Origin of the sequence: Pseudomonas sp. PP3, assembly GCF_905336995.1 — a bacterium.
In the GTDB taxonomy this organism is placed as follows: domain Bacteria; phylum Pseudomonadota; class Gammaproteobacteria; order Pseudomonadales; family Pseudomonadaceae; genus Aquipseudomonas; species Aquipseudomonas reinekei.
In genome coordinates this window covers 4,983,364-5,008,721 of record NZ_HG995459.1, presented here as the reverse complement: position 1 = coordinate 5,008,721, position 25,358 = coordinate 4,983,364, and the positions used below count along the sequence as shown (strand labels likewise).

At 59.5% G+C, this 25,358-nt stretch carries 32 protein-coding genes; 23 read left to right on the top strand and 9 right to left on the bottom strand.

The window, feature by feature from the left end:
* Positions 1–4 precede the first annotated feature (4 nt).
* From KHO07_RS22815 to recX, 18 genes are all read left to right on the top strand, one after another.
* Entirely contained in the window at positions 5–337 is a 333-nt protein-coding gene (locus KHO07_RS22815; RefSeq protein ID WP_212625612.1) for a phage baseplate protein, read from the top strand.
* Complete coding sequence (locus KHO07_RS22810; RefSeq protein ID WP_212625611.1) at positions 334–1,329, top strand: baseplate J/gp47 family protein; 996 nt, start codon at positions 334–336, stop codon at positions 1,327–1,329. Before KHO07_RS22815 ends, KHO07_RS22810 begins: the two co-directional genes overlap by 4 nt.
* Complete coding sequence (locus KHO07_RS22805) at positions 1,326–1,961, top strand: phage tail protein I (protein WP_075946771.1); 636 nt, start codon at positions 1,326–1,328, stop codon at positions 1,959–1,961. The genes KHO07_RS22810 and KHO07_RS22805 overlap by 4 nt, the downstream gene beginning before the upstream one ends.
* Positions 1,962–3,848 (top strand): phage tail protein, encoded by a 1,887-nt coding sequence (locus KHO07_RS22800; RefSeq protein WP_212625610.1) that lies wholly within the window; start codon positions 1,962–1,964, stop codon positions 3,846–3,848.
* 2 nt (positions 3,849–3,850) lie between these two features.
* On the top strand, positions 3,851–4,273 hold the full coding sequence (locus tag KHO07_RS22795) for a phage tail assembly chaperone (RefSeq protein WP_212625609.1): 423 nt from the start codon (positions 3,851–3,853) through the stop codon (positions 4,271–4,273).
* 99 nt (positions 4,274–4,372) lie between these two features.
* On the top strand, positions 4,373–4,582 hold the full coding sequence (locus KHO07_RS22790; RefSeq protein ID WP_075946774.1) for a hypothetical protein: 210 nt from the start codon (positions 4,373–4,375) through the stop codon (positions 4,580–4,582).
* A gap of 2 nt (positions 4,583–4,584) precedes the next feature.
* Complete coding sequence (locus KHO07_RS22785) at positions 4,585–5,751, top strand: phage tail protein (protein ID WP_075946775.1); 1,167 nt, start codon at positions 4,585–4,587, stop codon at positions 5,749–5,751.
* Positions 5,751–6,257: a phage major tail tube protein gene (locus tag KHO07_RS22780; protein WP_212625608.1), complete on the top strand. Its 507-nt coding sequence runs from the start codon at positions 5,751–5,753 to the stop codon at positions 6,255–6,257. The genes KHO07_RS22785 and KHO07_RS22780 overlap by 1 nt, the downstream gene beginning before the upstream one ends.
* A 165-nt stretch (positions 6,258–6,422) precedes the next feature.
* Positions 6,423–7,004 carry a phage tail assembly protein gene (locus tag KHO07_RS22775; protein ID WP_212625607.1) on the top strand — a complete coding sequence of 194 codons (582 nt, stop codon included), beginning with the start codon at positions 6,423–6,425 and terminating at the stop codon, positions 7,002–7,004.
* A 128-nt stretch (positions 7,005–7,132) separates the two neighbouring features.
* Positions 7,133–8,779 carry a glycine zipper domain-containing protein gene (locus tag KHO07_RS22770; RefSeq protein ID WP_212625606.1) on the top strand — a complete coding sequence of 549 codons (1,647 nt, stop codon included), beginning with the start codon at positions 7,133–7,135 and terminating at the stop codon, positions 8,777–8,779.
* Positions 8,779–9,162, top strand: a complete 384-nt coding sequence (locus tag KHO07_RS22765) for a phage tail protein (protein WP_212625605.1) — start codon at positions 8,779–8,781, stop codon at positions 9,160–9,162. Before KHO07_RS22770 ends, KHO07_RS22765 begins: the two co-directional genes overlap by 1 nt.
* Complete coding sequence (locus KHO07_RS22760) at positions 9,155–9,367, top strand: tail protein X (RefSeq protein WP_075946780.1); 213 nt, start codon at positions 9,155–9,157, stop codon at positions 9,365–9,367. The genes KHO07_RS22765 and KHO07_RS22760 overlap by 8 nt, the downstream gene beginning before the upstream one ends.
* A 9-nt stretch (positions 9,368–9,376) precedes the next feature.
* Positions 9,377–10,393: a contractile injection system protein, VgrG/Pvc8 family gene (locus KHO07_RS22755; protein ID WP_212625604.1), complete on the top strand. Its 1,017-nt coding sequence runs from the start codon at positions 9,377–9,379 to the stop codon at positions 10,391–10,393.
* Positions 10,394–10,446: 53 nt separating this feature from the next.
* Complete coding sequence (locus KHO07_RS22750) at positions 10,447–11,010, top strand: glycoside hydrolase family 19 protein (RefSeq protein WP_075946782.1); 564 nt, start codon at positions 10,447–10,449, stop codon at positions 11,008–11,010.
* Positions 10,992–11,528, top strand: a complete 537-nt coding sequence (locus KHO07_RS22745) for a lysis system i-spanin subunit Rz (RefSeq protein WP_212625603.1) — start codon at positions 10,992–10,994, stop codon at positions 11,526–11,528. The genes KHO07_RS22750 and KHO07_RS22745 overlap by 19 nt, the downstream gene beginning before the upstream one ends.
* 80 nt (positions 11,529–11,608) lie before the next feature.
* Complete coding sequence (locus KHO07_RS22740; RefSeq protein ID WP_075946857.1) at positions 11,609–12,109, top strand: CinA family protein; 501 nt, start codon at positions 11,609–11,611, stop codon at positions 12,107–12,109.
* A gap of 83 nt (positions 12,110–12,192) precedes the next feature.
* A complete protein-coding gene (gene recA / locus KHO07_RS22735) occupies positions 12,193–13,251 on the top strand; it encodes a recombinase RecA (protein ID WP_053159537.1) in 1,059 nt (352 codons plus the stop codon).
* An 8-nt stretch (positions 13,252–13,259) separates the two neighbouring features.
* Complete coding sequence (gene recX / locus KHO07_RS22730; protein WP_130906364.1) at positions 13,260–13,727, top strand: recombination regulator RecX; 468 nt, start codon at positions 13,260–13,262, stop codon at positions 13,725–13,727.
* 43 nt (positions 13,728–13,770) lie between these two features.
* On the opposite strand, the gene KHO07_RS22725 is transcribed toward recX, so the two are convergent.
* Positions 13,771–14,889 (bottom strand): TIGR00730 family Rossman fold protein, encoded by a 1,119-nt coding sequence (locus KHO07_RS22725; RefSeq protein ID WP_150732119.1) that lies wholly within the window; start codon positions 14,887–14,889, stop codon positions 13,771–13,773.
* A 484-nt stretch (positions 14,890–15,373) separates the two neighbouring features.
* Here KHO07_RS22725 and KHO07_RS22720 point away from each other — a divergent pair, with 484 nt between their 5' ends.
* Positions 15,374–15,568 (top strand): hypothetical protein, encoded by a 195-nt coding sequence (locus tag KHO07_RS22720; protein WP_075946787.1) that lies wholly within the window; start codon positions 15,374–15,376, stop codon positions 15,566–15,568.
* Here KHO07_RS22720 and KHO07_RS22715 read toward each other — a convergent pair whose 3' ends face one another.
* Complete coding sequence (locus KHO07_RS22715) at positions 15,569–15,991, bottom strand: PA3611 family quorum-sensing-regulated virulence factor (RefSeq protein WP_212625602.1); 423 nt, start codon at positions 15,989–15,991, stop codon at positions 15,569–15,571.
* A 189-nt stretch (positions 15,992–16,180) separates the two neighbouring features.
* On the opposite strand from KHO07_RS22715, the gene KHO07_RS22710 reads away from it, so the two are divergent.
* The 3 genes from KHO07_RS22710 to KHO07_RS22700 all read left to right on the top strand — a co-directional run bounded on the left by KHO07_RS22710 (position 16,181) and on the right by KHO07_RS22700 (position 18,232).
* Positions 16,181–16,924 carry a tRNA-uridine aminocarboxypropyltransferase gene (locus KHO07_RS22710; protein WP_150732120.1) on the top strand — a complete coding sequence of 248 codons (744 nt, stop codon included), beginning with the start codon at positions 16,181–16,183 and terminating at the stop codon, positions 16,922–16,924.
* A 219-nt stretch (positions 16,925–17,143) separates the two neighbouring features.
* Positions 17,144–17,794 (top strand): response regulator transcription factor ErdR, encoded by a 651-nt coding sequence (gene erdR / locus KHO07_RS22705; protein ID WP_150732121.1) that lies wholly within the window; start codon positions 17,144–17,146, stop codon positions 17,792–17,794.
* Between the two features lie 75 nt (positions 17,795–17,869).
* Positions 17,870–18,232 carry a diacylglycerol kinase gene (locus KHO07_RS22700; RefSeq protein ID WP_008060649.1) on the top strand — a complete coding sequence of 121 codons (363 nt, stop codon included), beginning with the start codon at positions 17,870–17,872 and terminating at the stop codon, positions 18,230–18,232.
* Here KHO07_RS22700 and KHO07_RS22695 read toward each other — a convergent pair.
* On the bottom strand, positions 18,229–19,155 hold the full coding sequence (locus tag KHO07_RS22695; protein ID WP_075946790.1) for a LysR family transcriptional regulator: 927 nt from the start codon (positions 19,153–19,155) through the stop codon (positions 18,229–18,231). The two genes, KHO07_RS22700 and KHO07_RS22695, sit on opposite strands and share 4 nt — an antisense overlap.
* A gap of 133 nt (positions 19,156–19,288) precedes the next feature.
* Between KHO07_RS22695 and fpr the strand changes: the two genes are divergently transcribed.
* Positions 19,289–20,068 carry a ferredoxin-NADP reductase gene (fpr, locus tag KHO07_RS22690; RefSeq protein ID WP_008054100.1) on the top strand — a complete coding sequence of 260 codons (780 nt, stop codon included), beginning with the start codon at positions 19,289–19,291 and terminating at the stop codon, positions 20,066–20,068.
* 91 nt (positions 20,069–20,159) lie between these two features.
* Here the strand turns inward: fpr and tsaA are convergent, their stop codons facing one another.
* From tsaA to rimO, 6 genes are all read right to left on the bottom strand, one after another.
* Positions 20,160–20,858, bottom strand: coding sequence for a tRNA (N6-threonylcarbamoyladenosine(37)-N6)-methyltransferase TrmO (gene tsaA, locus KHO07_RS22685; protein WP_212625601.1), 699 nt, complete (start codon positions 20,856–20,858; stop codon positions 20,160–20,162).
* 91 nt (positions 20,859–20,949) lie between these two features.
* Positions 20,950–21,720 carry an SDR family oxidoreductase gene (locus tag KHO07_RS22680; RefSeq protein WP_150732123.1) on the bottom strand — a complete coding sequence of 257 codons (771 nt, stop codon included), beginning with the start codon at positions 21,718–21,720 and terminating at the stop codon, positions 20,950–20,952.
* A gap of 203 nt (positions 21,721–21,923) precedes the next feature.
* Positions 21,924–22,394, bottom strand: coding sequence for a DUF1456 family protein (locus tag KHO07_RS22675; protein WP_046816549.1), 471 nt, complete (start codon positions 22,392–22,394; stop codon positions 21,924–21,926).
* Positions 22,395–22,468: 74 nt separating this feature from the next.
* Positions 22,469–23,179, bottom strand: coding sequence for an rRNA pseudouridine synthase (locus KHO07_RS22670; protein WP_034146799.1), 711 nt, complete (start codon positions 23,177–23,179; stop codon positions 22,469–22,471).
* Between the two features lie 189 nt (positions 23,180–23,368).
* Positions 23,369–23,842 carry a GNAT family N-acetyltransferase gene (locus KHO07_RS22665; protein ID WP_150732124.1) on the bottom strand — a complete coding sequence of 158 codons (474 nt, stop codon included), beginning with the start codon at positions 23,840–23,842 and terminating at the stop codon, positions 23,369–23,371.
* Positions 23,843–23,965: 123 nt separating this feature from the next.
* Positions 23,966–25,303 (bottom strand): 30S ribosomal protein S12 methylthiotransferase RimO, encoded by a 1,338-nt coding sequence (gene rimO, locus KHO07_RS22660; RefSeq protein WP_024011887.1) that lies wholly within the window; start codon positions 25,301–25,303, stop codon positions 23,966–23,968.
* Positions 25,304–25,358 lie beyond the last annotated feature (55 nt).

Sequence of the window (25,358 nt, the reverse complement as noted above, 5' to 3'; positions counted from 1 at the left end):
TCCCATGATTGGAATCGATAGAAACACCGGCGCGGCGGTCGACGACTGGCCGCAGTTCGTGCAACGCGCAACCCGGGCGCTGACCACGCCTTTGGGCACACGGCAGAAACGTCCTTTGTATGGTTCGGCCATCCCGCAGTTGTTGGGGCAAAACCTCGGCGACGACCTGTTGATCCTGGCCCAGAGTCACGCGGCCCAGGCGTTCTACAACAGCCAGAACGGCATCGGCGATTTCCTGCCGCGGGTCATTGTTGCCAGTCGACTGGGCGCCGGCTTGTTGCTGCGCTTCGCTGGCACGTGGAAAAACCGAAACCAGACGTTCGAGGTGGTGACATGAGTATGTTGATACCGGGTCAGAATCAGTTGGCCGAGCCTTCGATCGTCACGGTCGAAACGTTCGAAGATCTGTTGGCTGAATTCAAGACCTTCGTCCTCGAATACGTCGGCCCCCGCGCTCCCGAGAGTGCGGTCAAACTCAAGGCCAGCCTGGAAAACGAAAGCGAACTGCTGACCCTGGCCCTCGAAGCTTTTTGTGTGCGCCTGCAATTGCATGAACGCAAATACAACGCTCGCATCAAGCAGATGCTGGCGTGGTGGGCGACGGGCAGCAATCTGGATGCCCGCCTGGCGGACATGGGCCTTGAACGTCAATTGCTCGATCCGGGTGATCCGGCGGCGTTCCCGCCGATTGCGCCGGTCCATGAAAGCGACGACGACGCTCGTCTGCGCTACTACCTGGCCCCCCACGCGCCGGCCGCAGGCTCGCGCATGCAGTATCGCCGTGAGGTCTTCACCCTGGGCGAGCGCCCGGTGGTGAAGGTGGATGCGGCGGCAGCGGGGGAGGTGACGGTCACTTACACCTTTGATCCAGACGGTTTTGCCGCGCAGGTCAAGGATGGCAACGGGCGACGCACCGGCCCCGGCGAAGTGATGGTCACCGTGTTGTCACGGGAAGGCGATGGCACGGCGCCCGAGGCGTTGCTTGACGGGGTGCGCCGGCATTTCGAGCGCCCAGATGTCAGGCCGGAAACCGATCGGGTCACCGTGCAGGGCGCGCACATCAAACAATACAAAATTCGCGTCGTCGTGCGAATCAACGCCGGTCCGGATTCAGGGCTGACGAAACTCGCCGCACAACAGCAACTGCAATCCTATGCAGACAGCTGTCATCGCCTCGAAGGGCGGGTTGATCCGAGCTGGATCGACTACACGTTGCACAGCGCCGGAGCGGTTCAACTTGAGATTCTCGAACCGCTCGAGCCCATCGTGACGACGGCATTCGAAGCGCCTTACTGCACCGGCGTCGAGGTGGAGGTGCTCACGCTATGAGTGACTCACGACCTTATCCAAGCCTGTTACCCGCCAATAGCTCTGCGCTGGAAAAGGCGCTCGACCTGGGGTTCGGCACCTTGCTTGATCGCATTGCGCCGCCGTTTCCCGAGTTGATGAACCCGGCGGCCACGCCCTCGGCGTTCCTGCCCTATCTGGCGGCGGATCGTGGTGTCAGCGAGTGGAGTACGACAGCGGCCGAAGCGGAAAAGCGCTTGACCGTTGAGCTGGCCTGGCCCACGGCGCGTCAGGCCGGCACCCGTCTGGCGCTGGAAAACGCCGCCAAGGGTTTGCGTCTGACACCCGAGGTCCGGGCCTGGTACGAGCAAACACCCATTGGCCAGCCCTACAGCTTTTCCGTCAGGGCGTTCACCGAACAGCCCTACAGCGAAGAGATCGATGCACGTCTCGATCGACGTCTGGCTGATGCCAAAAGCGAGCGTGACACCTTGAAAGTCTCTGTCGGCTTGAGTGCCTTCGGCAGTCACTCCATAGGTGCAGCGACGGTGTGTGGCGAACTGACCACGGTTTATCCCGTGGTCATCGAAGGGCTGGAAACGTCGGGCGTGGCTTTCATGGCTGCCGGGCTCTACAGCGTCGAAACATCCACAATTTATCCTCAGGGGGCCTGAATGGCTGACTATTACACCCTGCTCACGAATGCAGGGATTGCCTACGAAACCGCCTGCAAGGCGGCGGGCGTGCCGATCAAACTGTCGCAGATTTCGGTTGGCGATGGCGGTGGCGCGGTCTACAACCCGGCGGCAACCGCCACCGCGCTTAAGCGCGAAGTGTGGCGCGGCCCGCTCAACGCACTGTTCCAGGACGAGAAGAATCCCAGCTGGCTGCTGGCCGAAGTAACTATCCCGCCAGAGGACGGTGGTTGGTATGTGCGCGAAGCCGGCCTCTGGACAGACACCGGCATCCTGTATGCCATCGTCAAATACCCGGAGTCATTCAAACCGGTGCTGGCCACTTCCGGCTCGGGCAAAGAGTTCTACATCCGCTCGATTTTCGAGACCAGCAACGCGGCGTTGGTGACGCTGCTGATCGACGACACGGTGGTCAAGGCCACGCGAGCCTGGGTGATGAGCTACCTCGCCGAAGAGCTGGCCAAGCTCGATGGCAAGCAATCGGTGCGGGTGGCGGCGACGGGCAACATTGTATTGAGTGGCGCGCAGCAGATTGATGGTGTGGCGGTGGTCGCGGGTGATCGTGTGTTGCTGCCGTCCCAGACGCAGGCCAGGGACAACGGCATCTGGGTCGCGTCCAACAATGGCTGGTCACGCGCTGTCGATGCCAATAGCAGCGCCAAGGTGACGCCTGGCCTGACGGTCATGGTTGAAGAGGGTGCGAGTAACGGTGATTCGCTCTGGCACCTGACCACCAATGGCCCGCTTACGCTGGGAACTACGGCGCTGAGCTTTGAGATGCTCGCGGGCAGGACGGGTATTCAGGCGGGCACTTACAAGAGTTTGACGGTCGACAAATACGGTCGTGCATTGACGGGATCAAACCCGGAAACACTGGCCGGATTCGGTATCAAGGACACTTACACCAAGGCTGAAATCGAAGCGATGATTGCCCAGGCGTCGGCTTTGCCGGTGGGCACGATGGTAGCCTTCCCCGTGAACAAGATTGCGCCAGGATTTCTTGAAATTGATGGCAGTGTGAAGAGCATTGCGATCTACCCGGATCTGGCGGCTTTCCTGGGGACAGCGTTCAACAAAGGGGATGAGGGCGCAGGTAATTTCCGGTTGCCGGAGACCCGTGGGGAGTTCTTGCGTGGTTGGGATCATGGACGTGGTATAGACGCTGGGCGTGGTGTTGGTACCTATCAGGGGGCCTCATACTTCTATGACACACTGGGCCAGCTATCCACGCCGAATCGGTTGGCATCGTCAGTCCAAGATGAGGACCTGTCGGGACGGGTTACGCGAGAGTTGGTGTACTGTCAGCCGAGCAATACGTTGAATACGGCTATTTATACCGACACAGGCCGAGCCGTACGTACGCGCAACTTTTCGGTCATTTGGTGCATCAAGGCATGGAATGCGCCGATCAATCAGGGAAGTATCGACATCGCTGCGCTCGCTGCGATTGTGGCTACGTTTTCCGCCCCGGCAACTGAAATCAATCAGGGTACAGCCAAGGTCGCCACGCACACTCAAGCAGATTCCGGGACCGATGACACGACCTTCATCACGCCTAAAAAAATGCGCTGGGGCATAACAGCCAGTCTTAACGCGAATGGCTACATCATTTTTCCGACGTGGATGTTCAGCTTCATTATCCAGTGGACCACAGTCGGGAGTATTGCAGCCGGGCTATCGGGATCTGTCGCCTGGCCTATCGCTTTCCGCTCGGCCTGTCTGTTTGGAGGGGCTTGCGCTATTGGGAGCACGTCTAACAGCAACTCAGGAAATATCGTGCCCGGTACAATTTCGACTACGGGTGTCAACTTGCACAACTGGGGGGTGATCACCGCACCTTCCCGAGCATGGGCATTTGGAGTGTGATTATGAAGCGTTTTTACAGCCAATCTACCGGTTGCAGCTATCTCCAGGGTTTTCACACGCAAATTCCTGAGGATGCCAACCCCATCGACGATGTGCGCTATCAAGCCGTTTTGGCAAATCCGGTTCCGGGTAAGGTTCGCGGCCATGATGCTGATGGATTGCCGATCCTGATCGATTCGCCGCCCGAGGACCTTGCCGCGACGGAACGATCGTGGCGCGACTGCGAAATTTTGCGGGTGCAATGGATTCGGGACCGTCATCGCGACGAGCAGGAACTGAGTCGACCAACCTCAGTTACGCCGTCCCAGTTCGCACAGTTGCTGGATTACATGCAAGCCCTGCGAGACTGGCCACAACAACCGGACTTTCCCACCGAGCAACTTCGCCCAGTCCAACCCGACTGGATCGCAGAACCGGTTCAGTAAACGCCCCACACTCCCGGGGCGTTTTTTTTGCGCCAAATAAACCCCGCCACACCAACAGCCCCTTCCCCAAGGGGCTTTTTCATTCATGGAGAAACACAAATGGCAGAACGCCAAACCTACACCGTGCTCGTCCCGTTCCCCACCGGAGGGGGTCATTGGTCGAGTGTCGGTCAGCAATTGCAATTGCTCGATGTGGAGGCCAGTGCGTTGCGCAGCGCCGGTCGCCTGGAGCTGAAAAAAACCGAGGCTGCCGAGTCGGCCTCTCCATCCACTGCGGCCAAAAAGGCCGCTGCCAAGAAGGCTGAATAACCATGGCTGAGGTTTTGAACTTCGAGCACAACGGCATTACCGTCAATGCCACCGAATCCCCCGAGGCCATGGGTGGCCTGGGTGACAACGTCATCGGGCTGATCGGCACCGCGCCGAAGGCGGACCCGCTGATTCCACGCAATGCGCCGTTTCGCATCAACAGCTTCACCACCCAGGCGCTGCTGGACCCGACCGGCACCGAAGAAGGCACGCTGTTTCACGCGGTGTTCCAGATTCTGAAAGTGGTCAAGGTGCCGGTCTACGTGGTCATCGTCGAAGAGGGTGCGACCCCGGCCGACACGCTGAACAACGTCATTGGCGGTATCGATCCACTGACCGGTCGCAAGCTCGGTCTCGCCGCGCTGGGCGGTGTTGCCGAAGACCTGACCATCATCGGCGCGCCTGGCTTCACCGGCACTAAAGCAGTGGCCGGCGAATTCGCCTCTTTCGGCAAACGCATCAAGGCCCGTGTGGTGCTCGACGGCAAGGACGCCGCCGTTGCCGATCAGGTGACCTATAGCCAGGAACTGGGCGGCGCGGAGTTGGGCTTCGATCGCTGCCTGCTGGTCCACAACATGCCGTCGGTGTACTCCAAGGCCGCGAAGAAAAACGTGTTCCTGTCGCCATCGAGCCTGGCCATCGCGGCCCTCGCCAAGGTCAAGCAATGGGAAAGTCCTGGCAACCAGGTGACCTTCGCCGAAGACGTTTCGCGGGTGGTGGAATACAACATCCTCGACAACTCCACCGAGGGCGATCTGCTCAACCGCTACGGCATCAGCTACTACGCCCGCACCATCCTCGGCGGCTTTTCGCTGCTGGGAAACCGCTCGATCACCGGCAAGTTCATCAGCTACGTCGGCCTCGAAGATGCGATCAGCCGCAAGCTGGTCAAGGCCGGTCAGAAAGCCATGGCCAAGAACCTCACCAAGTCCTTTATGGACCAGGAGGTCAAGCGCATCAACGACTGGCTGCAAACCCTGGTCGCCGACGAAACCATTCCCGGTGGCAGTGTGTACCTGCACCCGGAACTGAACAGCGTCGAGAAGTACAAGAACGGCACCTGGTACGTGGTCATCGACTATGGCCGCTACGCGCCGAACGAGCACATGGTTTATCAACTCAATGCCCGCGATGAAATCATCGAGCAGTTCCTGGAGGATGTTCTCTAATGTTTACCAACCGCGTAAGACAGGCCATCGCGGCCACCCTGCAAGGCCTGCCATTGTCGGCGACGGTCGAAGAGTTCACCCCGCCGAAGATCGAGTTCGAGATGGACGAGATGCGTGGCGGCCGTTTCATCGGCGAGGAAATGGCCAAGGGCGGCAAAGTCCTCGGCGCCTCGCTCAAGCTGCAAGGCATGGGCCCGGAAATCATGCTGGCACTGGGGGTGAATCTGGGTGATGACATTCTCTTGAGCGTTCGTGAAGGCGGACAGGACCAGGACGGAAACACCTGGTTCACCTATCACACGGTCGGCGGCAAGCTGAAGTCGCTGACTGAAACCGCGCTGAAGATGAACGAGAAACCCACCACCACGCTGGAACTGTCCTGCCGCACCTACAGCCGCCTGGAAAACGGCGTCACGGTGATCGACATCGACGTGCGCACCCAGAAGTTCGTGCTCAGCGGCGTCGACATTCTTGGCGATGCACGCCGGGCGGTATTGCTGCCTTAACCCCCCAGCCATCCACATAATCTGCAGGCGCCGGCCTGCTCGCGATGACGGCGTGCCAGTCGACACTGACATCGCCTGACACACCGCAATCGCCAGCAGGCTGGCTCCCACAAGGATTTTGGCCCTACGCGACATCCCGCCACGCATCAAAAAGGAATTTCCGATATGTCCTGGACACCTCCCACACACGAACTGTTGTCGCCGATCACCGGTGACGACGGATCGCACATCGAGCAGATCCTGCTCAAGCCGCTGTTCTACGCCGCCCAGAAAGAGGCGCTGGCCCGCGCCGGTGATGATGAGGACGATCAGTTCTTTGAGCTGGCGCTGCTGGCCACCGGTTTGTCGGTCAAGGAACTCGACCAACTCAAACGCCCGGACTTCGTCAGCATTGCGCAGTACGTGCACGAAATGTCGACCCGGCCGACCTCGTTCTTTCTACAGCCGCTTGAGCAGGACGATCCGGCCATCGATCCCGATCAAGTGCAACTGCTGCAACCGCTCGCCGTTGCCGGTCGCACGCTGACCGAGTTGACCCTGGAAATGCCGGTGCTGCGTGCCACCAAAGCCATGAAGAAACTCAAGACCGGCAAGGAGCGTGCCGAATTCATCACCGCCCATTGCACTGGCCTGATGCTGCCCGACCTGGCCCAGTTGACCGTGCCTGACTGGACGCAATTGCAGGTGCGCATCGACGATTTTTTAAACCAACCGGCGGCCTTCTTTCGGAACGCGACATCGAAGTGATCCTCGATGTGGTGCCGCTCATTTACCCGGTAAGTGAGACGGAAATTCTGGAGTGGGACGTCGAAAAGGCGTTGCGCCGCTATGACATAGCGATCTCTCGCCTTGGCGTGAAAGAGGAGTAGAGGAGGATGGCAGACAGCAAGTACTCGACGGTCGATGCGAGGCTCAATAGTTTCGAACTACCGACCTTCAATATTGCGTCGGAACCCTTCGGGTTAATTGGTTTCAAGGATGCATTGACGCAGCTCGGCATGGCGTTGAACACGGTCAGCCTCGACATCCGTTTGTTGACGACAGGGCAGGGCAAGCTCGGTGAGGCATTGGCGTCGCTGACGGCAGTGTTGTCCTCTCCTCGTTCGCAACTCAAAGCATTTACGGGTGTGGCGGATGCTCGAAGTGAGTCGCTACCCAGACTCGACGCCGATATTGGCCCGCGCTCATCTTCCGATGCGCCCCGTTTGGTGATGCCAATCAAAGTGCAAAACCAGGCGTGCACCTGTGATTTGAAGTCGCTGATACACGGGCCGACAGAGCATCAAGTTGCATCGCCCTTGGCATTGCCTGCCAAGGATAAGAGCCTTGGCAAAACGCTGGAGACGACTCAAGCCGCCGAAGCTCCGAAGAGCCGCACACCAGCGTCTGCGGATGCTTTGGATGCGAGTCTCGATCGATTGCACGAGGCGGTAACACCGGACTTTTCCAACGGGCTCAGCACACAGGTTGATAAGTTGAGCGCGTTTGCCGAAGAAAACCCCAAATTGGCCACCGGGCTTGCGGCTGTCGCGGTAGGGTTGTATTCCATCGCATCGAAGTTGGTGGAATCGGTGGTTGACGAAGCGTTCACCAATGTTGCTAAAAAAATCCTCAAGCGAGGAGCGCCGCGCCTGCCTTTTGGTTTGGGAAAGCTGTTGGGGGAAGAGGGGGGCGGTAGTGCTCAAGGTGAGATGCCTACCCAAGAGAAAAGCCGCAAAGGCGAAAATCCGCAGCCCAGGGAGGGCGTCGCAGACAAGAAAAAAGAACAGAAGTCACGCGGCAAAAAGAAGAGACTGAGCCCTCTCACGCAACCGGACTATTCCAGGGACTCCAGGGGTTTCGAGAGCTGGAGTAACGTCAGGGAAACCAGGGGTTCCAAGGTTCTTGTCAACGCCACGAATCCGGTGATACGCAACGTCGACGTGCAACCCCGCTCGACGAGACCCGCAATGACCCAGGCCCAGAGCCTGATGACGCTGACTGGCTCCGCGCAGGCCATCCCTCTGCAAGGCAAAGTGGCAGCGGCGGGCTCCTTTCTAGCCAAGAGGGCGCAACCTTTGCGGTTACTCGATGCCGGTATTGGCATCGCTCAGGGCGTTGCGCAAGGTGACAGCAAAGCCGTTGTCTCATCGGCCGGACTGTTGGCCGGGTCCTATGCCGGGGCGACCGCGGGTGCGGCGCTCGGCACGCTGATTCTCCCGGGTGTAGGCACCGCCATCGGCGGTTTGCTGGGAGGTTTTGCCGGGTCTGAGCTCGGCTCGATGCTGGGCGAAAAACTCAGCGTCCTGGTTGATCGTCTTGACGCTCCGGCACAGGTCAGCAAAGACCTGACGAGTACCCGCACGGACAATCAACCCATCACGTTCAACTCAACCATCCAGATCAACGGCCAGGATCTGGCCAGCGCCAAGGAGTTGGCGAATCTGGTAGTGCAGACGACGCTGGGACAATTGGGTCAACTCATGCCGGCCAACGCATTGGCCACACGACGTGACACGGCCCTGACAGATGGAGTGGCTTGATGAAACAGCAGATGATCCTGGGTGATTTCATATTCGGCCTGTCCAGAAACTTCGCCTACAGCACCTTGCAGCGAAAATCGGACGGTGGCTGGGCAAACATCGACATCCTCACCAGCAAACCCAAGTCCAGCCAAACTGGCCAAGGCCTGCAAACCCTGGTCATCGGCGGCAAGTCGATGTACGCACAGGCGATGGGCCGTCTGGATGAATTGCGTGCCTTGCAGGCCTTGCGGGTGCCGTTGCCGTTGGTTGATGGCGTTGGCCGTAACTGGGGGCTGTGGCGAATCAACGACCTGACTGAGAACCAGAGCCTGGTGATTGATGACGGCACAGCGATGGTCATCGACTGGACGGTCGAATTGGCGGAGTACACCAATGCGTAGAGTCAGAAGTATTGCCGGTGATTCGGTGAACCTGTTGCTGTTTCGAGAAACGGGGCGTAGCGATGATGCCGCCGAGGAGGCGCTCTGGCGCCTCAATCCGGCGTTGAGCGAGCAGGCCGCGGTACTCCCGGCCGGCGTGTGGGTGAGCCTGCCGGAAGTGGAACGTCATCCGATGGCCGTCGCGCCGGTTTCAGCCTGGGATTAAGGAGGCGATATGACACTTGGATTCACCCCGGCCGTGGAAATCTACGGGGCCAATGCGGCCCTGCTCAACGAACGATTACTCAGTTGGCAACACATCGATGCGGCGGGTATCGAGTCCGACCAACTGTCCCTGACCATTGATCTGGAAGGCTTGCCCGGGCTGCCGAGCCTGGATGGAAAAATCGGCTTGCTTGTCGGTTATCGTGAGTCGGGACTGGTCGACAAAGGCGAATTTGTCATCACCCGCCGCACACCGACCCTGTTTCCCCTGCGCCTGACGCTGGTGGCCACGGCCGCGCCCTTCAGCGCCAGGGACGAAACCGGCTTCAAGCAGCGGCGCTCTGCCAGTCATGGGCCAACCACCCTCGGCGCACTGTTCCGCCAACTGACCTCGCGACACGGGTTTTCTCCCAGGGTCGCGCCGGATCTGGCGCTGATCAAGATTGATCATGTCGACCAGTCCAATGAAACCGACATGGGCTTTCTGACGCGTCTGGCCCGGACTCACGATGCGGTGGCCAAACCGGTCAACGAGCTGTATGTGTTGGCGCGGCGCGGTCAGGCGAAATCGCTGTCGGGCAAGGTCTTGCCCAACGTGCGCCTGTCGGTGACCACCAACAACCGCCCGGACGATCACGGCTTCATCTCCGCGACCCTCGATGAAACCGCGCGGGCGAAATACCAGGGCTGCAAAATGAGTTGGTGGGACGCCGCCGCTGGCAAGGAACGCATCGTCGAAAGCGGCATCGCACCCTTCAAGACCATGCGCCGACGTTGCCAGAATGCTGAAGAGGCTCGGGCAGCCTGCGAAGGCGAAGTGCGCCGGATGATGCGTGAAATGCTCAAGGTCACCATCAGTTGTCCGGGCGACCCGGCACTGTGTGCAGAAGGGTTGGTGGTACTTGACGACAGTTGGCCTGACTTCATGCGCGGGCATTGGTCGATCGACAAGGTCACCGCCAGCGGCAGCCGTCAGAACAGCTATCGCTGCACCCTCGCAGCGACCTGCCTGGGTTCAACGCAATAACACGCGCAGACAATGCCGGCGGGCGCGCCATTCATCAATCACAGGAGCGAGCGATGCAGTGCACCGAACAACAGCTACTCAAGATCTATCCGAACGCCCGCACCCAAGCGGGCGTTTTCATTTCCGCCCTCAACAGCGCCATGGCCCGGCACAACATCAACACGCCCCTGCGCATTGCCGCCTTTCTGGCTCAGGTCGGCCATGAATCGGGCCAGTTACACTACGTTCGCGAACTGGGCTCTGATCAATACCTGAGCAAATACGATACCGGTGCGCTGGCGGCACGTCTGGGCAACTCGCCGGAGACGGATGGCGACGGCCAACGATATCGCGGACGAGGCCTGATCCAGATCACCGGTCGGCACAATTATCGCCAGTGCAGCCTCGGCTTGTTTGGTGATGAGCGTTTGCTGGCGTCGCCTGAACTGCTGGAGCAGCCGCAATGGGCCGCTGAATCCGCCGCGTGGTTCTGGGCGCGCAACGGCCTCAATGAACTGGCCGATCGCGACCAGTTCAACAGCATCACCCGGCGCATCAACGGTGGCCTGAACGGCTTGCAGGATCGCTTGCAGCTTTGGGCGCGGGCGAGGGCGGTGCTATGCCAGCCTTCGGTCTGATTCCGTTGCCTTACCGGGCCTTTGGCGCTGCCGTGTTGCTGGCCGTATTGGTGGGCAGCTCGGCAGCGATGGCGTGGCGAGTTCAGGATTGGCGATACGGCCGGCAACTGGCAGAGCAGGCCAGGCTGCATGGCGAAACGCTGAACCAGCTGACGCTGGCGGCGGCCACTCGGCAGCAAGCGGTTCATGAGCAGCGATTGCGGCTTGAGCAACAACTGGTCGCCAGCGAGAAAAATCATTACCAGGTGCTAACCGATGTTGAACGTGATCAAGCTCGTCTGCGTGATCGTCTTGCCACTGCTGATGTGCGGCTGTCAGTCCTCCTCGATGTCGCAGACACGCCGTCAATCGGATCAGTGCCTGCCGCCCCCGGCCCCGGCGGCGTGGGTCATGGTGCCGTACGCGCCCGACTTGACCCGACGCATGCTCAACGAATTATCGCCATCACCGACGCCGGCGACCGTGGACTGATCGCCTTGCAGGCCTGTCAGGCGTATGTCAGAGCACTCACCCGTTAACACTTTGATCAGTCCTGTAACTTGCAAGTGCGATGGGCTGGTGTACGGTTAGTCTCATTCCGCCCGATCTGGAGATGACCGTGAAATTAACCACTCAACTGGCCGCTGACCTTGGCAGGCAACTGCAGCTTCTCAATGCCCATGTGTCCACGGCCGAGTCTTGTACCGGTGGCGGGATTGCCGAGGCGATCACCCGGATTCCCGGCAGTTCGGCCTGGTTCGAGGCCGGTTATGTCACCTACTCCAATCTGCAGAAGAACCTGCAATTGAACGTCCCGGTCGAGTTGTTCACCACGGTGGGGGCGGTCAGTCGCGAGGTGGTCGAAGCGATGGCCAAGGGCGCTCAGTATAAAAGCCGGGCGTTTTTTTCCGTGGCGGTCAGTGGCGTGGCCGGGCCGGACGGCGGTTCGCCAAGTAAACCGGTGGGTACCGTTTGGCTGGCCTGGGGCGTTGGCGAACGGGTATTCAGCGAGGTGCAGCACTTCCCCGGTGACCGTGACGAAGTCCGCCGACAAACGGTGAGGGCCGCTCTAGAGGGGCTGCTGCGCTATACCGCGGCAGAAATCTCAAATCAGGGGTAGGCGATCCGTAATCGCTGTGGAATAATACTGGCTACTTATACAGGTGTTGGCCGTCAGGCCTTATTGATTACGTGAGGACTTTAATGGACGACAACAAGAAGAAAGCCTTGGCTGCGGCCCTGGGTCAGATCGAACGTCAATTCGGCAAGGGTGCCGTAATGCGTATGGGCGATCAGGACCGTCAGGCGATCCCGGCTATCTCCACTGGCTCTCTGGGGCTGGACATCGCTCTCGGCATCGGCGGTCTGCCAAAAGGCCGTATTGTTGAAATCTACGGTCCTGAATCTTCCGGTAAAACCACGCTGACCTTGTCCGTGATCGCCCAGGCTCAAAAAGCCGGCGCGACTTGCGCATTCGTCGACGCCGAACACGCCCTCGACCCGGAATACGCCGGCAAGCTGGGCGTCAACGTCGACGACCTGCTGGTTTCCCAGCCGGACACCGGCGAACAGGCCCTGGAAATCACCGACATGCTGGTGCGCTCCAACGCGGTTGACGTGATCATCGTCGACTCCGTGGCGGCCCTGGTACCGAAGGCTGAAATCGAAGGCGAAATGGGCGACATGCACGTGGGCCTGCAAGCCCGCCTGATGTCCCAGGCGCTGCGTAAAATCACCGGTAACATCAAGAACGCCAACTGCCTGGTGATCTTCATCAACCAGATCCGTATGAAAATCGGCGTGATGTTCGGTAGCCCGGAAACCACCACCGGTGGTAACGCGCTGAAGTTCTACGCGTCGGTTCGTCTGGATATCCGCCGTACTGGCGCGGTGAAAGAAGGTGATGAGGTCGTTGGTAGCGAAACCCGCGTCAAGGTTGTGAAGAACAAAGTGGCTTCGCCGTTCCGTCAGGCCGAGTTCCAGATTCTTTACGGCAAGGGCATCTACCTCAACGGCGAGATGATCGACCTCGGCGTTCTGCATGGTTTCGTCGAGAAGTCCGGTGCATGGTATGCCTACAACGGCACCAAGATCGGTCAGGGCAAGGCCAACTCTGCCAAGTACCTGGCGGATAACCCGGACATCGCCGCAACGCTCGAGAAGCAACTGCGCGACAAGCTGCTGTCTCCTTCGTCGGTAGCAGATGCCAAAGCTTCTGCCGTCAAAGAGACTGAAGACGACCTGGCTGACGCTGATATCTGATTGATCCGATGACCGCCGTACTCGATACACTCGTCGCGGTGCGGCGAACCGCAATGGACCTGCTTGCACGACGCGAGCACGGTCGGGTTGAGCTGGCGCGTAAACTGCGCCAGCGCGGCGCACTCCCTGAAATGATCGACACAGCGCTCGATCGATTGACGGAAGAGGGCTTGTTATCCGAATCCCGTTACCTTGAAAGCTTTGTTTCCTACCGTGCCCGTTCCGGTTACGGCCCTTTGCGAATTCGTGAAGAGTTGAGCCAGCGTGGTCTGCAACGCAGCGATATCGAACTGGCCTTGCGCGAGAGCGGCATCGACTGGCAGGAGCAGCTGGCAGATACCTGGCGCCGCAAATTCTCCGGGCAATTGCCGATCGACGCCCGGGAACGTGCCAAGCAAGGCAGGTTCCTGGCGTATCGCGGATTCTCCATGGAGATGATCAGCCGCTTGTTCAGCGGTCGAGGGATGGACGATTAATTGAAGCGGCCCGCTATTTCGATAGCGGGCCGTTTTTTTTGCCTTAGGTAACTTTGGATGGCGTGCGTGTGCGCTGTTGTGCCTGAGGCTGGGAATGCGCCCAGTTGTCCGGCAGGTTGATGTAGTCCACCAGTGCCCGCAATCGACCATGGTCACGTGCGTTGAAGGTGAAGGCCAGCCGCGCCAGGTGGCTGAACTGTGCTTCGTCGTGTTCCTCGCCGCTGTACGCGTGCTGATGAAAGTGATCGCTGAGGCACAGGTCGGCGAAGGCTTCCTGCATGTGTTCGAGGGCGCGCTCACTGAGTTTATGGTTCATGCGAATCACGAACTGATGTTTGAGCCAGCGGCTGGAGTGGAAGTTACTGTAGAACTGGTTGATGTGCTCCACGGCCTCCTCTGCGGTGTAGACCAGATTCACCAGGTTCATGTCGGTAGGCAGGATGTAGCGGTTTTCCACCAGTTGCTGCTGAATGAACCCCAGCGCGCCTTGCCAGAACGTGCCACCCGGCGCGTCGAGCAGTACCACGGGAACCAGCGGGCTTTTGCCGGTCTGGATCAGCGTCAACACTTCCAGCGCTTCATCCAGCGTGCCAAAACCGCCCGGACACAGGACAAGCGCGTCGGCTTCCTTGACGAAGAACAGCTTGCGGGTGAAGAAAAAGTGGAAGGGCAGCAGGTTGGTCGTGCCCTGGACGGTGGGGTTGGCATGCTGTTCGAAGGGCAGGGTGATGTTGAAGCCCAGGCTGTGATCCAGGCCGGCACCTTCGTGAGCCGCGGCCATGATGCCACCACCCGCGCCGGTAATGACCATCATGTCCGAGCGCGCCAGCGCGGCACCGAGTTCGCGGGCGAGGCCGTACAACGGGTGTTCTATCGGGGTGCGGGCAGAGCCAAATACCGTGACTTTACGCCGCCCCTTGAACTGTTCCAGCACCCGAAAGGCTTGCTCCAGTTCGCGCAGGGCTTGCAGGGTGATCTTGGCATTCCAGCGGTTGTGGTCATCCTGGGCCATGCGCAGCACCGTCAGGATCATGTCACGGTAGATCGGGATGTTCGGGCTGTTGGGGGAAACAAGGCTGAGTTGCTCTTCGACCTTGCTGATGAGGTCGTGGCCGCTTTCTTCAAAATGGCGGCTCAGGAGGTCATTCGGTTGGTAAGGCATTCAACTTCTCCTTCTGCACAGAGCCCACGGCTGCGACTACGCAATCGTCGACGCCACGACACTTCATGTGTCGCTGTCTGCCCAGGCCCATGCCTGGGCGATCCACTGGGTCCGAAGAGTCATCGGACCATCCAAACAGGCTCTGTTTATCCCTTGGAATGAAAGAAACGTTCGCACAACACAATACGTAACGGGCGGCCCCTTTCCTGCCCTGACAAGTGAGTGTGGATACGTAGAATCTAGACCCTCGCGGTGATTTGCGCTGCCTTGATCATTGCGCCGCAAAGTCTTTCATGGCAACCGCTTATTGACGATTTGCAAGGTGGTTTCACCGCTCGTCTGAACGCAAGCCGAACGTCCAGCACTCTGATTTACTAAGTTACAGGCGTGACACGACAACTTTGCGTCAACGGCAGGGCGCACGATACAAGCATTTCAAGGATTTATCGCTCAACGCGAGTGAGGAGCAGGGAGGCGGGAAACCATGGCCAGAGTCATTCTGGAGATCGATACGCAGCTGTATCGATTGCTGAAGTCAGCGGCCGAGACCAATCATTTGAGTCTCGAAGAGGAGTGCTGCCGGCGTCTTATGGGCGCGGAGCGGCGTTCACGTTATTTGCAGGCATTGCTGGCAGAATTGCGCGCCGAGGATGAACAGCGGCGCGCCAAATCCCACTGATTACTTCTTCTTCGGCGCCGCTTTCGGGCAGTCCGATTCCTGATAGCTGGCAGAACCCACTGAGCGGTTGGTCTTCACCTCGGTGAAGTCGTAACGCATGACGGCGCCCTTGGCCATCAATTTACGGTAGGCCGGGTTGTTGCACACCGAGGCGCCCAGCTGGAAGTACACGGCTTTGGGGTCGGCGCGCATCTGGTTGGCGTGGCTGCTTTGCACGCTCAAATGGTTGATCAGGACATTGCCTTCGACGGTGTAGCCCTGATCGAGAATGTCTTCGTTGATCGCCCGTGGCGTACCAACGCTGCTTTGTGCGGCGACGTTGCGCAGCTCTCTGTTCAGATTCTGCTCGCTCAAGGATGCAGCCTGAGCGTTGAAGGACGAAGCCAGCAGAATGGCAGCGGTGGGAACGATAAGGCGCAGCATGAAACTCTCCTGGGGCAGTGATGGGTGGTTTGACCCGTCACGTGACTGTGCGTTCAGTGGCGGCGAATTATAGGGGAGGAGGCCTGGACGGTACAGGCTTGGCCCTGTCGGTCTGGTAAACTGCCGGTACTTTTTGCCCTGCCGAGTGTTTTTCGTGTTGACCCCACTGTACTGCCAGCGTTGCCTGCAATGAGCCATGCCCCCAACGCCGTAGCCCGCCTGCGCGATCAGCGCGAAGACGAAGGCATCAAGCCGATTCAGGCCCGTGGCTGGCGCGCCACCCGTTGCCGCGCCTGCCGCGTGATCGAGAGCCACTGCCTGTGCGCCTGGCGCCCGCAGGTCGAGGCCCGCTCCGGGGTGTGCCTGATCATGACCAGCAAGGAAGTGTTCAAGCCGAGCAATACCGGTTGGCTGATCGCCGACGTGGTGCGTGATAACCACGCGTTCATCTGGTCGCGTACCGAAATCGACCCCCGCATGCTGGCGTTGTTGTCCGACCCGCAATGGCAGCCCTATCTGGTGTTTCCGGGGGAATATGTCGCGCCTGAGCGCGTGACCCACAGCGTGGCGGTGGATAGCAGCAAGCGGCCGCTGTTCATTCTGTTGGACGCGACTTGGACCGAAGCCCGGAAGATTTTCCGCAAAAGCCCTTACTTCGACTCGCTGCCGATCCTGAGCCTGCTGCCAGAAAAACTGTCCCGCTACCAATTGCGCCGCTCCACGCGCAGCGAGCACCTGTGCACCGCGGAAGTCGCGGCACTGTGCCTCGATCTGGCGGGTGACGAGCAGGCGGCATCGGCGCTGGACGCTTATTTCGATGTGTTCAGCCAGCATTATCTCGATGCCAAGCGTCAGCTTGAAATGAACGTTGAAACACCGGCACATGCCGAGTTGTTGCCGTTCGTGCAGAACGCCGCCGCGAACATGCGTTGATTGTCACCCATACTGCAAAAGACTGTAGTGGCCTTGTAGCTTGACCACCCCCGTTTCGCTGGGCATGCTTGGCGCCGATCAGGGCGCGGCCGAAGTTTGATTCGCCGTATTCGTAATTGAATAGCGACGTGAATTGCCACGTATTGGCGTTGAACGTGCCCCCAGGTGCAGCTCCGTGGCTGTATCTCGAGTTGTTAGAAGAACAGGATCATTTGAAAAATGGCCACATACGAAATCCTGATTGCCGATGACCACCCGCTTTTCCGCTCTGCCTTGCATCAAGCGCTGACCCTGGGCCTCGGTCCCGATGTGCGCCTGGTGGAAGTGGCAAGCATTGCCGAGCTGGAAATCCGCCTGACTGAAAAAGCCGATTGGGATCTGGTGCTGCTGGACCTGAACATGCCCGGGGCGTACGGTTTTTCCGGCCTGGTTCTGTTGCGTGGACAGTACCCGCAGATTCCGGTGGTCATGGTCTCCGCTCAGGAAGAGGCTACGATCATGGTCAAGTCCCGTGAATTCGGCGCCAGTGGTTTTATTCCAAAATCCAGTGATCTGAGCGTGATCCAGAAAGCCGTGCGTGCGGTACTTGATGGCGACGTGTTCTGGCCGCCGCAGGCGTTCGAGGCCGTCAGCGTTTCCGATGAGGCCAAGGCTGCCAGTGAAGGGCTTGCCAGCCTGACGCCGCAGCAGTTCCGTGTCTTGACGATGGTCTGCGAAGGTTTGCTGAACAAACAGATCGCTTATGAGCTGAGCGTTTCCGAAGCGACCATCAAGGCGCACGTAACGGCTATATTCCGTAAGCTGAATGTGCGGACCCGGACTCAGGCGGCCTTGCTGCTGCAACAACTTGAGTCAATTTCGAGCCACTAAGGGTTGGCATCTTCACGCTTTTTTGACTTTGGTTAATCTAGCTTTCCCACTCCTTTTCGGTCAGTTGCCCACTCTATGTCACCTTTCAAAGGCCAGACCGGCCTTAAACGTATCCTCAATGCTTCCGGCTACTCGCTGGACGGCCTGCGCGCAGCCTTTACCGGGGAAGCCGCCTTTCGCCAGTTGGTCTTGCTCAATGTGATCCTGATCCCGCTGTCGTTCTTCCTGAACGTCAGCCGTGTCGAGCAGGCCTTGCTGATTGCCGTCTGTTTGCTGGCACTGATCGTCGAGTTGCTCAACTCGGCGGTAGAAGCGGCCATCGACCGTATTTCCCTTGAGTTGCACCCACTGTCGAAAAACGCCAAGGACATGGGCAGCGCCGCACAGCTGGTGGCGTTGACCATGATTGCGTTGGTGTGGGCCGTGATTCTGCTTTAAGCGATGGTTGGCAACACGATCTCGTCGCTGCGCTGAACCCCGGCGGTGAAGGCGCGGCACAGATCGAGGAACTCGCGCATCGCCGATGTCTGGTACTTCTGTTTGTGCCAGATGAAGTAGAACTGCCGCGCCAGATCCAGATCCGGCGTTTCCACCGCCACCAGGCTGCCGCGGCGGAAGGCGTCCCGTAGTGCCAAGCGCGATATGCATCCAATCCCCAGGCCGGACTCCACCGCGCGCTTGATCGCTTCGGTGTGCTCGAGCTCCAGGCGGATATTCAGCGCGCTGCGGTGATGACGCATGGCCTGGTCAAACGTCAGGCGCGTGCCGGAACCTTGTTCACGCAAAATCCAGGCTTCGTGGCTTAGTTCATCCATGGTTGCGGTGCCGCGCTTGGCCAAGGGGTGCTGCGGCGCGCAAAACACCACGAGTTCATCTTCCACCCAGCTCTGCACTTCGATGTCCGGGTGGCTGCAATCGCCTTCAATCAGACCCAGATCAATTTCATAGTGCGCCACTTGTTGCACGATATTGGCAGTGTTCTGCACATGCAGCTTTACCTGGCTTTCCGGGTGGCGCTGCATGAAGCTGCCGATCAGCAGGGTGGCCAGATAGTTGCCGATGGTCAGTGTCGCACCCACCGCCAGCGAGCCGAAACCGGACTTGCCGTTGAGCAGGTCTTCGATTTCCTTGGCCTGGTCAAGCAGCGCCACCGCCTGCGGCAACAGCTGTTTGCCCAAGGCGTTGAGGCTCAGTCGTTTGCCGGCACGGTCGAACAATTGGCAGCTGCACTGGCGCTCCAGTTCGGTGATCGAGGTGCTTGCCGCCGATTGCGAGAGGTTGAGCAGTCCCGCAGCACGGGATACGCTTTCCTGCTGGGCGACGGCGACGAAGACTTGAAGTTGACGGAGAGTAAATCGCATATCGATATAACCGATAACCCTTATCTTAATAATCCAGTTAACAGATATTGTCGTCGCTATTAGAATGCGATGCAATTGCGCACCCCGGCTCTGCAAGAGCAAGCGCAGACCAATCTCCAGGAGTCCCACGTACATGAGCAACATGAACCACGAGCGTGTCCTCAGTGTTCATCACTGGAACGACACTCTGTTCAGCTTCAAGTGCACCCGTGATCCGGGTCTGCGCTTCGAGAACGGTCAGTTCGTGATGATCGGCCTGCAACAGCCCAACGGCCGCCCGCTTATGCGCGCTTACTCGATCGCCAGCCCGAACTGGGAAGAGCATCTCGAGTTCTTCAGCATCAAGGTGCCTGATGGTCCGCTGACTTCCCAGTTGCAGCATTTGAAGGAAGGCGACGAGATCATCATCAGCAAGAAGCCTACCGGCACGCTGGTGCTGGATGACTTGAAGCCTGGCAAACATTTGTACCTGCTCAGCACCGGTACCGGCCTGGCGCCGTTCATGAGCGTCATCCAGGACCCGGAAACCTACGAGCGTTTCGAAAAAGTGATCCTGTGCCACGGCGTACGTTACGTCAACGAAGTCGCTTACCGCGAGTTCATCACCGAGCACTTGCCGCAGAACGAGTTCTTCGGCGATGCCCTGCGTGACAAGTTGATCTACTACCCGACCGTGACCCGCGAGCCGTTCGAGAACGAAGGCCGCCTGACCGATCTGATGCGCAGCGGCAAGCTGTTCAGCGACATCGGTCTGCCACCGATCAACCCGCAGGACGACCGCGCCATGCTGTGCGGCAGCCCGAGCATGCTCGACGAGACCAGCGAAGTGTTGAACAGCTTCGGCCTGAAAGTTTCGCCGCGGATGCGCGAGCCGGGTGATTACCTGATCGAGCGTGCGTTCGTCGAGAAGTGACCACAGGTCACCTGCAGGAGCTGGCAAGCCAGCTCCTGCAAAAAGCCCGCGTTACCTGAAAAGGTAGCGCGGGCTTTTTTGTTTCCGGCGTCTACTCGCTTGCGGGGATGACTTCCAGGACGCGAATCTGCTCCGGCGTCGGGTAGTGCCACCGCACATCTACATCCCAGAACTGCGCACCGTATTCCCGCTCCGGCGCGGGCGTTTGATACGCCGGGCGCGGATCCTGCGCCAGGCATTGCTCGATCAGCTCGACCAAAGGCTCTGCAAGGCGCTGAGCATGGCCATGAGCCTGTTGCAATGCGGCATCCGTCCACTCCACGGCAATCAACGGCGGCGCGGCGCTGGCGATGGTATTGGAGGCACCGTCGATGATGTCGGCGTAGGGCACGTAGGGTTTGATGTCGAGGATGGGCGTGCCGTCCAGCAAGTCGATGCCGGATATCCACAGGCGATCGGCTTCAACCTTGTCCAGCTTCACCACGGATTGACCAATGCCGTTGGGACGATGGGTTGCGCGGGTCGCAAATACGCCCATGGATTTGTTGCCGCCGAGGCGCGGAGGGCGGACCTTCAGGCGCGGCTTTTCCTCCAGAGCCTGATGGAACAGGAACAGCAGCCAGACATGGCTGACCTGTTCCAGGCCCTGCACGGCATCACCCTGATCGAACGGCGCCACCAGTTCCAGAACGCCGCGTGCGGCCGGGGCCAGTTGCGGTTGGCGCGGGATGGCGAACTTCTCCTTGAAGCAGGAGCGCACGAAGCCGATGGGGGAAACGCTGTAGGTCATGGTTTGAAGTCGAGGCGCAAAAGAGGCGGGCATGATAACCCATGCGCATTCCGTGGCGAGGGAGCAAGCTCCTTCGCCACAAAAGCGGGTGTCAGAGACTGAACCCACCATCCAGCGGAATGATATTCCCGGTCATATAGGCCCCAGCCGTACTCGCCAGACTGATCGCCAGCGCCGCCATCTCCTCCTCACGCCCCCAACGCTTCATTGGAATCAACGCTGTGTCCTTCGCCAGTGCCTGTTCATCGTTGCCGATGTGCTGAGTCATCTTGCTCGGAAAGCGTCCCGGCGCGATCACGTTGACGTTGATGTGCTGGCTGACCAGCTCCCGGGCCAGGATCCGCGACAATTGATGCAGCGCTGCTTTACTGGGGCCGTAGGCGTAAGCCTGTTCGCCGAAGGAGGAAATGCCAGCCACCGAGCCGATGTTGATGATCCGCGCCGGATTCACCTCGGAACCTGCCTTGCGCAGCAGTGGCAGGAATTGCTGGATGCAGTTGAACACCGAGGTCACGTTGAGCTGCATGACCTTTTCCCAGCCCTTGATCGGGTAGCTTTCCAGTGGCGCACCCCAGGTGGTGCCAGCGTTGTTCACCAGAATATCGAGATGGGTGATCTGCTCGCCCAGGCGCGTGGCCAGTTGTTGCACGCCTTCTTCCGTGGCCAGGTTGGCGGCCACTGCGTGGCAGCGTCCGAGGGCGCCGAGTTCATCAGCCGTCTGCTGGCAGGCCTCGACGTCGCGGGCGCAGACGTACACGGTCGCGCCGGCTTCGACATAGGCCTTGGCGATCATTTTGCCGATTCCACGGGTGCCGCCGGTCACCAGGGCGGTGCGGCCTTGCAGGGAAAAGTAGTGATGCATGGCTAATCCTGAGAACTGAAGGTCTTTACACCCTAGTCGTCAGCCGTCCAAAACGGAGCCATTATTTTTGCGCGGAATGGGGATTCATACAGCCTGGCTTGCGACCACCCCCTGTAGGAGCGGGCTTGCTGGCGATGGCGTCATTGAAATCGCCATCGTCGGAACGCCGTCCGCAGCAAGCCGGCTCGGGGGGAAATGAACGCTTATTGCGGGCGGACGCGCAGGGTCAGGCCCTTGAGAAAGTTGCGCAGCAACTGGTCGCCGCACGGGCGGTAGTTGGTGTGGCCGAACTTGCGGAACAGCGCGCTCAGCTCAGGTTTGGACACCGGAAACTCGGCGGCCTTGAGGATCGCGTGCATGTCGTCTTCCTTCAGTTCGAAGGCCACGCGCAGCTTTTTCAGAATGATGTTATTGGTCACCGGCACTTCGATCGGCTGTGGTGGACGGCTTTCATCCTTGCCGCGCTTGAAGATCACCAAGCCGTCGAGGAAGTGCGCCATGACTTCGTCCGGGCAGCGTACGAAGCCTTCTTCGTCTTCTTCTTTCTTGTCGAGATAGGTCAGCAAGTCTGGCAGGGTGACGTCCATGCCACCGAGCTTGATGATCTCGATGACTTTCTTGTCGCTGATGTCGAGCATGTAGCGCACGCTGCGCAGTACGTCATTGTGAATCATGGTGTGCAGTCCTGATATTCAGCAGTGGGTGCCGCCTAAAAGCAGCACCAAAATGTGTGGCGGCGTCAGAAGTCTTAGAACTTCTCTTTGCCGGACAGGTAGCGCCATTGCCCCACGGGCACTTTGCCGATTGACACGCCGCCGATGCGGATGCGGCGGATGCCCACGACCTTCAGGCCGACGGCCTGGCAGAACAGGGCGATCACGCCCGGTTGCGGATTCTTCATGGCAAAGCGCAGGCGGTTTTCGTTCTGCCAGCTGGCCTTGACTGCCGGCAATTCCTTGCCCTTGTAGGTCAGGCCGTGCTGCAAGCGGTTAAGACCGTGTTCGACCATGTCGCCTTCGACTTCGACCACGTATTCCTGCTCGATCTTGTTGGAGTCGGCCGTGAGCTTGCGCAGGATCTTCCAGTCCTGGGTGAACACCAGCAGACCGCTGGCGTTGGCTTGCAAGTCGGTGCTGGCGGTCAGGCGCTGGAAGTGGCCCTTGAGCGGACGTTTGCCGTAGCGGTGTTCTTCACTCAGCGTCTCGGCGCTGATGGTCGCCATGGCGGTGTCCGCGTCCATGCCGGCAGGCACGTTGAACAGAATGGTGACCGGTTCCGGCGCAGTGGCCTTGGCCTCTGGATCGAGCTCGACTTTCTGGGTGCCGACCTTGAACTGCGGCTCGTCGATGACTTCGCCGTCGACGGTGACCCAGCCGCCCTCGATGAACAGCTCAGCCTCCCGACGGGAACAGCCGACGAGTTCGATGAGGCGTTTGGAGAGACGAATCGGGTCAGTCATGTCAGGGCCGTAACAAAAAAGGGGTGGGCATTGTACCTGCTGGGCGCCGGTTAAGCCCGGTCCCATTTCAATGCCGTTGCATTTCCTGTGGGCGCTGGCTCGCCAGCGATTGCATCACCTTGACGCATCAGGATAGACCGCAGCGTCTGCATCGCTGGCAAGCCAGCTCCCACAGGGTTCAGTGTCAGGTCAGCCGTGCTGTGAAAGTTTGTGATTTTGGCGCATCCGCATATGTAACAAGGGATACGGCTGGCCCATGCCATCAACCTCCGAGCGGCCGATCACCTCGAACCCCTGCTTGAAGTAAAACCCCAACGCTTGTGGGTTCTGTTCGTTGACGTCGAGCTCATCGGCGTTCAGGTGTTCCATGGCATAACGCAACAGCTGTTTGCCCAAGCCCTGGCCGCGATGCGCCGGGTCGATAAAGAGCATTTCAATCTTGCCCGCCGCAACCCCGGCGAACCCGGTGATGCGCTGGCGCGCGTCCCGGGTGCAAATCAGCATCACCGCATCCAGGTAGCGGGTCAGCACCAGGTTCTTCAGCAGATTGATGTAGCTGTCCGGCAGAAAATCATGGGTGGCTCGGACCGAGGCCTCCCAGACCCGGGTCAGTTCTTCATAGTCACTCTGTTTCGGTGTGTGGATGACCGAATGTTGGCGCATGCCCGCCTGCTCCTTCTCTCTGCAACCGGCTGTAAAAGATGAGATTCCGTTCTTCACCAAACGATAGCCGTAAAAAAGCCCCGCATCTCGTCAAGAGAGCGGGGCTTTTCATGTTTTTTGCGTTTAGATCTGTTCAGCCCACAGGTCGTATTCGTCGGCGTCAGTCACTTTGCACCAGACTTTATCGCCCGGTTTCAGGTTGCTGCCGTTGTCGATGAAGACGTTACCGTCGATTTCCGGGGCATCGAAGAAGCAGCGGCCGACCGCGCCTTGCTCGTCGACTTCATCGACCAGCACTTCGATTTCACGGCCGATGCGCATTTGCAGGCGCGCCGAGCTGATGGCCTGCTGGTGCGCCATGAAACGCTCCCAACGATCCTGCTTGACGTCATCCGGCACCACTTCCAGGTCCAGGTCGTTGGCCGGTGCGCCGTCGACCGGCGAGTACTGGAAGCAGCCGACACGGTCGAGCTGGGCTTCGGTCAGCCAGTTCAGCAGGTACTGGAAGTCTTCTTCGGTCTCGCCCGGGAAGCCGACGATGAAGGTCGAGCGGATGATCAGGTCCGGGCAGATTTCGCGCCAGTTCTTGATGCGTGCCAGGGTCTTGTCTTCGAACGCCGGGCGTTTCATCGACTTCAACACTTTCGGGCTGGCGTGCTGGAACGGGATGTCCAGGTACGGCAGGATTTTGCCGGCGGCCATCAGCGGGATCAGTTCATCAACGTGCGGGTACGGGTAAACGTAGTGCAGTCGAACCCAGACGCCGAGGGTGCTGAGGGCTTCGCAGAGTTCGGTCATGCGGGTTTTCACCGGCGCGCCGTTCCAGAAACCGGTGCGGTATTTCACGTCGACGCCGTAGGCGCTGGTGTCTTGAGAGATCACCAACAACTCTTTAACACCGGATTTGACCAAGCGCTGGGCTTCGTCGAGCACATCGCCCACCGGGCGGCTGACCAGTTTGCCGCGCATCGACGGGATGATGCAGAAGCTGCAGCTGTGGTTGCAGCCTTCGGAAATCTTCAGGTACGCGTAGTGGCGCGGGGTCAGTTTGATCCCTTGCGGCGGCACCAGGTCGATCAGCGGGTTGTGATCCTGGCGCGGCGGCACGACTTCGTGCACGGCGTTGACCACTTGCTCGTACTGCTGCGGCCCGGTCACGGCCAGCACGCTCGGGTGCACGTCGCGGATGTTGCCTTCTTCGACGCCCATGCAGCCGGTCACGATAACCTTGCCGTTTTCCTTGATCGCTTCGCCGATCACTTCCAAAGATTCTGCCTTGGCCGAATCGATGAAGCCGCAGGTGTTGACCACCACGACATCGGCGTCCTGATAGGTGGACACGACGTCATAGCCTTCCATGCGCAGCTGGGTAAGGATGCGCTCGGAGTCGACCAGTGCTTTCGGGCAACCCAGGGATACGAAGCCAACCTTTGGATTGGCCGGCGCAGGAGTGGTGGACATGTCTAACCTCGGTGTTTTGTGACGCCTCCAGCCGTGATCGGCAAGGCGACAGACG

Excerpts from the sequence above, each read along its gene's own strand:
- KHO07_RS22815 (WP_212625612.1), top strand. The coding sequence starts at position 5 with ATGATTGGAATCGATAGAAACACCGGCGCGGCGGTCGACGACTGGCCG.
- KHO07_RS22810 (WP_212625611.1), top strand. The coding sequence starts at position 334 with ATGAGTATGTTGATACCGGGTCAGAATCAGTTGGCCGAGCCTTCGATC.
- KHO07_RS22805 (WP_075946771.1), top strand. The coding sequence starts at position 1,326 with ATGAGTGACTCACGACCTTATCCAAGCCTGTTACCCGCCAATAGCTCT.
- KHO07_RS22800 (WP_212625610.1), top strand. The coding sequence starts at position 1,962 with ATGGCTGACTATTACACCCTGCTCACGAATGCAGGGATTGCCTACGAA.
- KHO07_RS22795 (WP_212625609.1), top strand. The coding sequence starts at position 3,851 with ATGAAGCGTTTTTACAGCCAATCTACCGGTTGCAGCTATCTCCAGGGT.
- KHO07_RS22790 (WP_075946774.1), top strand. The coding sequence starts at position 4,373 with ATGGCAGAACGCCAAACCTACACCGTGCTCGTCCCGTTCCCCACCGGA.
- KHO07_RS22785 (WP_075946775.1), top strand. The coding sequence starts at position 4,585 with ATGGCTGAGGTTTTGAACTTCGAGCACAACGGCATTACCGTCAATGCC.
- KHO07_RS22780 (WP_212625608.1), top strand. The coding sequence starts at position 5,751 with ATGTTTACCAACCGCGTAAGACAGGCCATCGCGGCCACCCTGCAAGGC.
- KHO07_RS22775 (WP_212625607.1), top strand. The coding sequence starts at position 6,423 with ATGTCCTGGACACCTCCCACACACGAACTGTTGTCGCCGATCACCGGT.
- KHO07_RS22770 (WP_212625606.1), top strand. The coding sequence starts at position 7,133 with ATGGCAGACAGCAAGTACTCGACGGTCGATGCGAGGCTCAATAGTTTC.
- KHO07_RS22765 (WP_212625605.1), top strand. The coding sequence starts at position 8,779 with ATGAAACAGCAGATGATCCTGGGTGATTTCATATTCGGCCTGTCCAGA.
- KHO07_RS22760 (WP_075946780.1), top strand. The coding sequence starts at position 9,155 with ATGCGTAGAGTCAGAAGTATTGCCGGTGATTCGGTGAACCTGTTGCTG.
- KHO07_RS22755 (WP_212625604.1), top strand. The coding sequence starts at position 9,377 with ATGACACTTGGATTCACCCCGGCCGTGGAAATCTACGGGGCCAATGCG.
- KHO07_RS22750 (WP_075946782.1), top strand. The coding sequence starts at position 10,447 with ATGCAGTGCACCGAACAACAGCTACTCAAGATCTATCCGAACGCCCGC.
- KHO07_RS22745 (WP_212625603.1), top strand. The coding sequence starts at position 10,992 with ATGCCAGCCTTCGGTCTGATTCCGTTGCCTTACCGGGCCTTTGGCGCT.
- recA (WP_053159537.1), top strand. The coding sequence starts at position 12,193 with ATGGACGACAACAAGAAGAAAGCCTTGGCTGCGGCCCTGGGTCAGATC.
- recX (WP_130906364.1), top strand. The coding sequence starts at position 13,260 with ATGACCGCCGTACTCGATACACTCGTCGCGGTGCGGCGAACCGCAATG.
- KHO07_RS22725 (WP_150732119.1), bottom strand. The coding sequence starts at position 14,889 with ATGCCTTACCAACCGAATGACCTCCTGAGCCGCCATTTTGAAGAAAGC.
- KHO07_RS22720 (WP_075946787.1), top strand. The coding sequence starts at position 15,374 with ATGGCCAGAGTCATTCTGGAGATCGATACGCAGCTGTATCGATTGCTG.
- KHO07_RS22715 (WP_212625602.1), bottom strand. The coding sequence starts at position 15,991 with ATGCTGCGCCTTATCGTTCCCACCGCTGCCATTCTGCTGGCTTCGTCC.
- KHO07_RS22710 (WP_150732120.1), top strand. The coding sequence starts at position 16,181 with ATGAGCCATGCCCCCAACGCCGTAGCCCGCCTGCGCGATCAGCGCGAA.
- erdR (WP_150732121.1), top strand. The coding sequence starts at position 17,144 with ATGGCCACATACGAAATCCTGATTGCCGATGACCACCCGCTTTTCCGC.
- KHO07_RS22700 (WP_008060649.1), top strand. The coding sequence starts at position 17,870 with ATGTCACCTTTCAAAGGCCAGACCGGCCTTAAACGTATCCTCAATGCT.
- KHO07_RS22695 (WP_075946790.1), bottom strand. The coding sequence starts at position 19,155 with ATGCGATTTACTCTCCGTCAACTTCAAGTCTTCGTCGCCGTCGCCCAG.
- fpr (WP_008054100.1), top strand. The coding sequence starts at position 19,289 with ATGAGCAACATGAACCACGAGCGTGTCCTCAGTGTTCATCACTGGAAC.
- tsaA (WP_212625601.1), bottom strand. The coding sequence starts at position 20,858 with ATGACCTACAGCGTTTCCCCCATCGGCTTCGTGCGCTCCTGCTTCAAG.
- KHO07_RS22680 (WP_150732123.1), bottom strand. The coding sequence starts at position 21,720 with ATGCATCACTACTTTTCCCTGCAAGGCCGCACCGCCCTGGTGACCGGC.
- KHO07_RS22675 (WP_046816549.1), bottom strand. The coding sequence starts at position 22,394 with ATGATTCACAATGACGTACTGCGCAGCGTGCGCTACATGCTCGACATC.
- KHO07_RS22670 (WP_034146799.1), bottom strand. The coding sequence starts at position 23,179 with ATGACTGACCCGATTCGTCTCTCCAAACGCCTCATCGAACTCGTCGGC.
- KHO07_RS22665 (WP_150732124.1), bottom strand. The coding sequence starts at position 23,842 with ATGCGCCAACATTCGGTCATCCACACACCGAAACAGAGTGACTATGAA.
- rimO (WP_024011887.1), bottom strand. The coding sequence starts at position 25,303 with ATGTCCACCACTCCTGCGCCGGCCAATCCAAAGGTTGGCTTCGTATCC.